10 protein-coding genes are annotated in these 7845 nt (G+C 35.4%); 3 read left to right on the top strand and 7 right to left on the bottom strand.

Annotation, left to right across the window (positions count from 1 at the left end):
* Positions 1-365: 365 nt before the first annotated feature.
* Positions 366-1007, top strand: a complete 642-nt coding sequence (locus ACU68Y_RS08985; RefSeq protein ID WP_446755913.1) for a dihydroxyacetone kinase subunit L — start codon at positions 366-368, stop codon at positions 1005-1007.
* A 41-nt stretch (positions 1008-1048) separates the two neighbouring features.
* Here the strand turns inward: ACU68Y_RS08985 and ACU68Y_RS08980 are convergent, their stop codons facing one another.
* Positions 1049-1756 carry a pseudouridine synthase gene (locus ACU68Y_RS08980; protein ID WP_446755912.1) on the bottom strand — a complete coding sequence of 236 codons (708 nt, stop codon included), beginning with the start codon at positions 1754-1756 and terminating at the stop codon, positions 1049-1051.
* Between the two features lie 36 nt (positions 1757-1792).
* Here ACU68Y_RS08980 and ACU68Y_RS08975 point away from each other — a divergent pair, with 36 nt between their 5' ends.
* Positions 1793-2074, top strand: coding sequence for a DUF1294 domain-containing protein (locus ACU68Y_RS08975; protein ID WP_446755911.1), 282 nt, complete (start codon positions 1793-1795; stop codon positions 2072-2074).
* Here ACU68Y_RS08975 and ACU68Y_RS08970 read toward each other — a convergent pair.
* From ACU68Y_RS08970 to ACU68Y_RS08950, 5 genes are read right to left on the bottom strand one after another with little or no spacing between them, the layout of a single operon-like run.
* A complete protein-coding gene (locus ACU68Y_RS08970; RefSeq protein ID WP_446755910.1) occupies positions 2037-3362 on the bottom strand; it encodes an aldehyde dehydrogenase family protein in 1326 nt (441 codons plus the stop codon). The genes ACU68Y_RS08975 and ACU68Y_RS08970 overlap by 38 nt on opposite strands.
* Positions 3363-3421: 59 nt before the next feature.
* The gene (locus ACU68Y_RS08965; protein WP_002837573.1) at positions 3422-4021 is read right to left on the bottom strand and encodes a CpsD/CapB family tyrosine-protein kinase; all 600 of its coding nucleotides are present in this window, start codon (positions 4019-4021) and stop codon (positions 3422-3424) included.
* Entirely contained in the window at positions 4011-4649 is a 639-nt protein-coding gene (locus ACU68Y_RS08960) for a YveK family protein (RefSeq protein WP_002837574.1), read from the bottom strand. Before ACU68Y_RS08960 ends, ACU68Y_RS08965 begins: the two co-directional genes overlap by 11 nt.
* A gap of 1 nt (position 4650) precedes the next feature.
* Positions 4651-5430, bottom strand: coding sequence for a tyrosine-protein phosphatase (locus ACU68Y_RS08955; protein ID WP_002837571.1), 780 nt, complete (start codon positions 5428-5430; stop codon positions 4651-4653).
* Positions 5431-5853 (bottom strand): SH3 domain-containing protein, encoded by a 423-nt coding sequence (locus tag ACU68Y_RS08950; RefSeq protein WP_002837581.1) that lies wholly within the window; start codon positions 5851-5853, stop codon positions 5431-5433.
* 179 nt (positions 5854-6032) lie between these two features.
* Between ACU68Y_RS08950 and ACU68Y_RS08945 the strand changes: the two genes are divergently transcribed.
* Positions 6033-6557, top strand: coding sequence for a DNA topology modulation protein (locus tag ACU68Y_RS08945; RefSeq protein WP_446755909.1), 525 nt, complete (start codon positions 6033-6035; stop codon positions 6555-6557).
* Between the two features lie 105 nt (positions 6558-6662).
* Here ACU68Y_RS08945 and ACU68Y_RS08940 read toward each other — a convergent pair.
* A partial coding sequence (locus tag ACU68Y_RS08940) for a Rib/alpha-like domain-containing protein (protein WP_446765339.1) occupies positions 6663-7845 on the bottom strand: 1183 nt, incomplete at its 5' end.

Genomic DNA, 7845 nt, shown 5'->3' with positions numbered 1-7845 from the left:
ACTCTCAATTTAATGTTTGTTTGAAGCTAGCTTTTCAGCTGACTTTTGCTTTTTTTATTCTCACCGAATTATTGTTTGGTTTGTACTTCTCTCAAAGTATTTACTTTATTTAATTTATTAAGGTTCTTTGTTAAATTATTTCGTTGCCTCAAGTGACAACTATTAAAGTATACTATACTTTTTTTAGCTTGTCAAGACTTTTTTAAAACTTTTTTAAATTCTTGTAAACTTAATCAAGTTTTTGTTATGTCTCTCTCAGACAACTATTACAGTATACGCTCCTAAATCTTTCTTGTCAAGTGTTTTTTGAAATTTTTTAAAATTTTCTGTAATCATGTATAATATTAAGTAAGAAAGGAGCTATTATGGGATTTACAAAAGATGATATTTACAAAGTTTTTAAGATGTATCAAGAATGTTTGATGATTAATTGTTCATTATTAAATAAATTAGACGAGAATTTGAGTAACCGAGATCATGGAAGTAACCTCAACAATGGATTTAGAGAATTATTTACAACTTTCCCCGATTTTAAAGATGATGACATCTCCACACAATTCAAGAATCTATCATTTCTATTCACATACAAAATAAAAGGCGCGACAGCTCCTATCTATTCTTATGTTTTTGATAAAATTTCTGAATATACTAAGGATACTGATATATTGGACCGTGAAATGTTTGGCCAAATTTTGAAAATAACGACAGAATCCGTGAAGCTTGTTGGAAATTGTAAGTTAAACGATAAGACAATTCTTGACTGCATTAATGCTGCAGAAAAAAGCTTTGAAGAAAATAAAAACGAAAATACTATCAGATTAATGAAAAAAATAAGTGTAGATTGCAAGTTGGCCTGCGATAAAACAGCTAATATGCCTGCAAATAAAGGAAAAGCACGTCACAATGCAATTTATTCTGTTGGTGTTATTGATCCTGGTGCTTATTCGTTGTTTTTGTTTTTCGACACATTATACAAACACGTCCTCAAAAAGAGGCGCACAAAATAAAATCTCAATTCAACTTTTACGTTAAATTGAGATTTTTTTGTTTATTCTTCTTCTAATCCAAGGATTCTGAGTTCCTCATCAGTAAGTTCTCTGAAGTCTCCCTCTTCCAAATCCTCTGGCAATTTGAAATCACCTATTTGAACTCTTTTCAGTTCTACAACTTCATTGCCAACTTTTTCGAACATCCTTTTGACTTGGTGATATTTGCCTTCTTTTATAGTAAGGTAACAATTGTAATCGTCAATAATTTCCATCTTCGCAGGTTTCGTTATGATGTCTTCCGGCATCAGCTTGATTCCTTTTTCAAAAGTGTCGTTGTATTTCTCATCGACCTTATCTCTCAAAGTGACCTTGTACTTCTTGGACACGTCTTTTTTCGGAGAAATCAAATTGTGTGCAAATTTCCCGTCGTTTGTTATAATCAAAAGCCCTGTCGTATCCAAATCCAATCTTCCCACAGGGTTCAAATCGAACACACAAAGTTCTCCCATATCTTCAATTACAGTCTTGTGCATAGGATCTTTCGAATGACTCGTAACACCTTTTCTCTTGTTCATCACAAAATACAAAAACTTCCTGTATTCAATGACCTCATCGTAGATTTTAACCACATCGTTGTTTTCATCTATATGCTCAGAGGACTTCTTCACTGTCACATCATTAACCGTGATTATCCCCTTCTTCACCATTTGTTTTATCTCTTTTCTCGTCGCGATTTTCATCTCGCTAAGCATTCTATCTAATCTCATATCTCTCCTTATGGTACAATAATTTTGGGTGATGTAATGTTTAGTATATATTTTTTAATAATCAATTTAATAACTTTCCTAGCCTTTCTTATAGATAAAAGAAAAGCCGTTCACAACAAATACAGAATCGCTGAAAATGTTCTGATATTCTTGTGCATAATTGGCGGATTCATCGGAGCGTTAAACTCCATGGTAATCTTCAAGCACAAATTATACAAGAAGAAATTCACAATCACAATTCCTATAATCTCTCTCATCTATATAATAGCTTACGTTCTAATTAGCCGAGAAATTTTTTCATTAAATCTAGTTTTTTAGAAGTAAATGGTTTGAATCTAAATGGATTGTCGACTTTTCTGGAAACATAGACTGATTGTTTGTGTGAAAAAGTGTCAAATCCCCATTTACCATGATAATGGCCAAGTCCGCTATTGCCAAATCCACCGAAAGGCGCCTTGTTGTTGGAAATGTGCATCATACAATCGTTGATGCATCCTCCGCCAAATCCCACAGAGTTAGTGATATAATCGCACAATTTCTTATCCTTAGTGAACACATAAAAAGCCAATGGATTGTCCATTCTTCTTATGTGCATCAACATCGCATCGATATCAGTGTATGAAATCACCGGCAACAACGGTCCAAATATCTCGTCTTTCATTATCTCATCATTAAAAGTCACATCAGTGAACACACATGGCTCAATAATCATCTCATCATCGTGGTATTTCCCACCGATTCTGTCCGTTCTATCCATCATGATTTTTCTGAACTCGTCGTATTTCTCCCTAGTTTTTATCCTAGACATCTCTGAAATATCGGAATAATTCTCGTCAATTTCCTTCAATATATAATGCAGTAACCTATCCTTGATGCTTTCTTCGACCACCAAATAGTCTACCGCCACACAAGTTTGTCCGGAGTTTGTGAACTTAGCCCAACAAATCTTCTTCGCTACATCTTTTAAATCGACATCCTTGTCCACGATACAAGGACTTTTTCCTCCCAATTCCAAGACACATGGCTTCAAATTCTCAGCCGCTTTCTTGTACACAGCCTGTCCTCTGTTTTTGCTACCAGTGAAAAAATAAAAATCAAACTTTTCTTCCAACACCTCATCGTAGCTTCTGTCATTTTCAAGATGAACGACATCCTCCACAGGCTTCAAAACCTCTTTCATAAGTTTTCTTATCCTTGGATTCTTTCTGCTCATCATCAAATACACGCTATTTCCAGCGGCAATCGCATCAATCACAGGAATCATACTCAAATTAAAAGGATAATTCCACGGACTAATAATTAAACACACGCCGAACGCTCTGTTTCTGATTTCTGTTTTGTTTGGAAAAGTCAGCAAATCAAAAGAGGCATTCTTTGTTCTTGCAAGTTTTAAAGTATTTTTAATGAAGAAATTCAACTCCTGCATAACAGTTGCAAATTCCGTCATGAAACCCTCGTATTCGCTTTTCCCGATATCTTCCTTCAATGCAGAGATTATTTCTTCCCTGTGATTTTTTACAGAATCTCGTAGTTTTCTCAGATACAGTACCCTAATCGAAGGTTTCAGCAACACAGTTTGAGATTTTTCTCGTAACTTTTCAATCATAATTTCCCTTTCTATAAAAAATAAGCCAACTGATTCACGCAAAATCAGTCAGCCTATAATTACTTTTCATTAATACGTACAAGTCCTATCAAATTGCCGTTGACATTTCTAATTGAATCGATAGATTTTTCAATATCGCTCTTTTTTGTTTCTCCAACCTTGTACACCAACAAAGTCGCATCGCAAATCGCTGACAACACAACCGCATCGGAATAAGCTTCGATTGGTGGAGTGTCAATAATCACATAATCGTAATTAGCTTCCAAAATACGAATGAAATTCTTCATAGAATCGCTCGAAACAAGCTCGTTCGCATTTGGAGGAATAGCTCCAGCGTGAATAATATCCAAATCCCATATCGATTCGTCATGGCTTATCGCAAGATTGAAATCCATCTTGTTCACAACGACATTTGTAACGCCGATTTCAGTATCAATATCGTAGAAATTCCTCAAACTTGGTCTTCTCAAATCCATATCCACAATAACAACCTTGTGATTGGACAAAGCGAAGCTTTTCGCTAAGTTTGCAGCCACAGAAGTCTTGCCTTCTCCGAAATATCCCGAAGTAACCACGATAGATTTAATGCCATCTCCAGCGAACTTCACATTAGTTCGAAGGTATTTGTATTGTTCATTAAACAAAGTCTTATCCTTCATCTATCATCGCACCCCTTTCATCAACATAAGGAATATCTCCAATAATACTTACTCCCAAATCCTCTACATTTGTGTCCACTCTCATAACATCATCGTGGGATTCCCTCACCATGAAAGATATCAATGAAATAAAAAATCCTACGGCATACGCCAACAAAGTGTCCATAACCAAATTTGGAGATACAGCTTGAAGTGGCGCAGAAGAGTATTCCAACACTTTAACAGTGTATTCGTCCGCATCACTCTTCACAGTAATATCTGCCAATTCATCCGCAATATCTCTTGCACGTTGAATCACAGTATCTTCAACATTTATACCAACAATCTTTGAATTTTCATCTGAAACGCTGATTTTCTTTCCCAAATCTTCAACATTTGATCTCAACTTCAAATTTTGCTTAACTTCGGTCAATACAGTTCTTGATTTAACCAAAGACTTCACAGTTTCTATTTGAGTAGTAGAAGTGTTGCCGCTTTTCGCACTCACTACAACCTTTGAATCCACGCTGTACACAGGTCTCACCCACATAACATCGTAGCAAATCATAGCGATACCGAACAAAAGCGCCACCATAACAATAGGTACAAATCTATTTCTCAAAGTTCTTACAAATAAGTTATCTCTCATCTTATCTCCTCTTACCAAAAATCCTCGACAAAACTCCGCCACTCTTCTTGTTCAAAACAGGAATCCTGTCTATTCTTTCATCTTCAATGATAAGTTGTGGATTAAGTCTCATAATCAAATCAAAATAATCCGAATCTATAATCTTATGAAGAGTCTTAATCCCATCTCTAACATATTCTGCCTCGTATGCATTTTCCACTTCCGTAGCCACAACATCCACCATTTGTCTTTCCAACAACTCCTTGGCAGTCTTGTATAACCTGCTAGACTTGGACTTAACCACAGAACTCATATCCAATTGCACCAAACAATCTCTTTCCTTCAACGGAATCAAATAATCTGGATTTTCTTGGACGTATTTGCACCTTTCTGGATGAACGATAATCGGAACATATCCTTTGATTTGGATATCGTAAATAAACTTGTTCAAATCCTTGTATTCAGTTGTACTTGGAAGCTCCAGCAAAATATATCTGGAATAATTAATCGAACTAATCAAATCATTATGAAAATATTCCATCATCTTGGGATCACAGCTCATCAAATTACCAGACAACACTTGAAAATCAATCTTTTGGTAATCAAGCTCATCATTAATCCTGTCGATAAGAAGTTGCTTTTCATCAGATGTCAAAACCCTACCATTCGTAGAAATCTCCGATGCACTCACAACCTTCTTGTAACCAAGTCTTGCATATTCAATTGCAGTCGCAACAGCCTGATCCATATTGCTCGAACCATTCTTCATGTCCGCCATTATCTTGCTATTAATATCAATCATTTACTCACCCAAAAATTCCTTAGAAACAAAACCTACTTGACCATTAAAATCAACCTTAACCCAAGTAGTACCATTGTCATCCTTAGTTTCTTCGATAACCTTAAGCTCATCATCCTTCTTTAACTTAGTAACAATAGAAGAATTAGTGCTGGCTTCACTTCTCAAATTCAAAATATCCGCAGTGACCTTCATAGTTTTCTTTTCAGTAGATTCTTCTGGTTTATTAGAATCAGTATTTTCTTCAGAAGGCTTTTCTGCTGGTTGTTCTGGTTTTGAATCTTCTGGCTTAGCTTGTTCTGTAGATTCATTTTCCACAGATTCTGTACTTTCCATATTTCTCATCGATTCGTAGTGCTCCGGCTTTCTCAGACAACCCGTCGTCAATACCAAAACCAAAACCGCAATAGGTATCAATCTCTTCATACTATCATCTCCTAATTAACAATTTTATTTTAACATATAATCAGACTTTTATGCACATAAAAATCCGCAAAAAATCACTACATACATTATACCATCAAATGCAAAAATAGTAACGTGACAACGTCATCATAATTATATATAATAATAGAAGATGATTATATTAATATAAGGAGAAAACTTTGAAAATTTCAATAATAGGATATTCCGCATCAGGAAAATCCACATTAGCACAAGACATATCACAAACATACGATTTGCCATTGCTTCACCTTGACCAAGTAAACATAACAGAAAATTGGCAAGAACGTGACCTTGATGAAGCGATTAACATAGTAGAAAATTTTATGAAACAAGACGATTGGGTAATAGATGGAAACTACGACAAACTCAAGAAAACAGAAAGACTCGCTCTATCTGACATCATAGTATTCCTCAACTTCAACAGATTCAATTGTCTTACAAGAGCCATCAAACGCTACATCAAATACCATGGCAAAACCAGAGAAAGCATGGCAGACAATTGTCCCGAAAAATTAGACTTTGAATTTATCAAGTGGATACTCATAGATGGTCGTAGCAAAGAAAAACGCGAAAACTACGCAAATATGAAAAAACACTACTCACACAAATGGATTCAAATCAATAACCAAGAAGAACTCACAAAATTTAAAAAATACCTTCAACGAAGCAACGCGAGCCTGTAATATGGCTCTTTTTTTGTTGGATTTTTTATTTTTTTGCATATAAAAATACCCGATCATATGATCGGGTATCTTCATCTCAATAAACTACAGAATCAAATCTATAATTTATTCTTCATCTTCTTTTTTCTTCCTTGAAACATACAATCCACCCAAAGTAGATAGTGCTGCAGCAGCCATCATCATAGCTTCTGATTCAATACCTGCTTTTGGTAATTTCTTCTTAGATGGTTTGTCTTCTCTAGAAGGTCTAGTTGGTGCATCAGCGATCTTTTCAACTAAATCACTACCTTTGATAGTATCCTTAGATCCATCTGGGTATGTGATTGTAGCTGATCCGTCGTTTCCAATTTCAACCTTAGTTCCTTGTGGGAATTTGTCCTTGTTAGCTTTTTCAATAGCTTCTTTAACCTTTGATTTTTCATCATTAGTTAAGTTAGAAGGATCTTTTACCTTAGTCTTTCCTGGAACTGCTGGGTCTACCTTATCAGCGATAGTTCCTTCAGGTTGTTTTTCACCATTATTATCAGATGGTTTATTGTTATCTGATGGTTTTTCGCCATTGTTGTTGTCAGATGGTTTTTCATTATTATTGTCATCTGATGGAGTTGATGGTGTTGATGGTGTTGATGGTGTTGATGGTGTTGATGGTGTTGTTCCTGGGTTATCTCCAGTAGATTTTTCATTTACTAATTTATCAGCTGGAATAACATCCTTTGATCCATCTGGGTACGTGATAGTTGCATTACCCTTATCATCAACGTCAACCTTTGTTCCATCTGGTAAGTTGTCCTTGTTGGCTTTTTCAATCTTATCTTTGATTTCTTGTTTTTCTTTATCAGTTAGATTGTTTTTGTCACCTACATCAGTCTTATCTGGAACTGTTGGATCGATAATATCAGCAATCTTAAGTTCTGGTTTGTCTTCAATAGCTGGATCACCATGTTTGTATTGGAATACAAGGTCTGCTGCTGGGATTGTATCTGTTGATTTGTCTGGATATGTGATTGTTGCATTACCCTTTTCATCAACTGTTACATCTGTTCCTTCTGGGAACTTATCCTTGTTAGCTTTATCGATCTTATCCTTAACTTCTTTTCTTTCTTTGTCTGTTAAGTTCTTAGGATCTTTTACTCCCGTTTTTTCTGGTGCATTAGGATCTACCTTGTCAGCATCTGTTTGTGCTGGTGTTGTATCTTTTACTGTTACAGGTACTTCTTTTTCTTCGCTTGTTCCATCTGGATAAGTTACTTTGATTTTTCCTGTGTAGTCACCAGGTTTGTTTGTATCA

Source organism: Finegoldia sp. P1-F-LS, from assembly GCF_052932205.1.
Note: the sequence above shows the minus strand (reverse complement) of the source record. Positions and strands in the feature narration are given on the sequence as shown.

What these genes read in the sequence shown, in the direction of transcription:
- ACU68Y_RS08985 (WP_446755913.1), top strand. Translation starts at nt 366, where the DNA reads ATGGGATTTACAAAAGATGATATTTACAAAGTTTTTAAGATGTATCAA.
- ACU68Y_RS08980 (WP_446755912.1), bottom strand. Translation starts at nt 1,756, where the DNA reads ATGAGATTAGATAGAATGCTTAGCGAGATGAAAATCGCGACGAGAAAA.
- ACU68Y_RS08975 (WP_446755911.1), top strand. Translation starts at nt 1,793, where the DNA reads ATGTTTAGTATATATTTTTTAATAATCAATTTAATAACTTTCCTAGCC.
- ACU68Y_RS08970 (WP_446755910.1), bottom strand. Translation starts at nt 3,362, where the DNA reads ATGATTGAAAAGTTACGAGAAAAATCTCAAACTGTGTTGCTGAAACCT.
- ACU68Y_RS08965 (WP_002837573.1), bottom strand. Translation starts at nt 4,021, where the DNA reads ATGAAGGATAAGACTTTGTTTAATGAACAATACAAATACCTTCGAACT.
- ACU68Y_RS08960 (WP_002837574.1), bottom strand. Translation starts at nt 4,649, where the DNA reads ATGAGAGATAACTTATTTGTAAGAACTTTGAGAAATAGATTTGTACCT.
- ACU68Y_RS08955 (WP_002837571.1), bottom strand. Translation starts at nt 5,430, where the DNA reads ATGATTGATATTAATAGCAAGATAATGGCGGACATGAAGAATGGTTCG.
- ACU68Y_RS08950 (WP_002837581.1), bottom strand. Translation starts at nt 5,853, where the DNA reads ATGAAGAGATTGATACCTATTGCGGTTTTGGTTTTGGTATTGACGACG.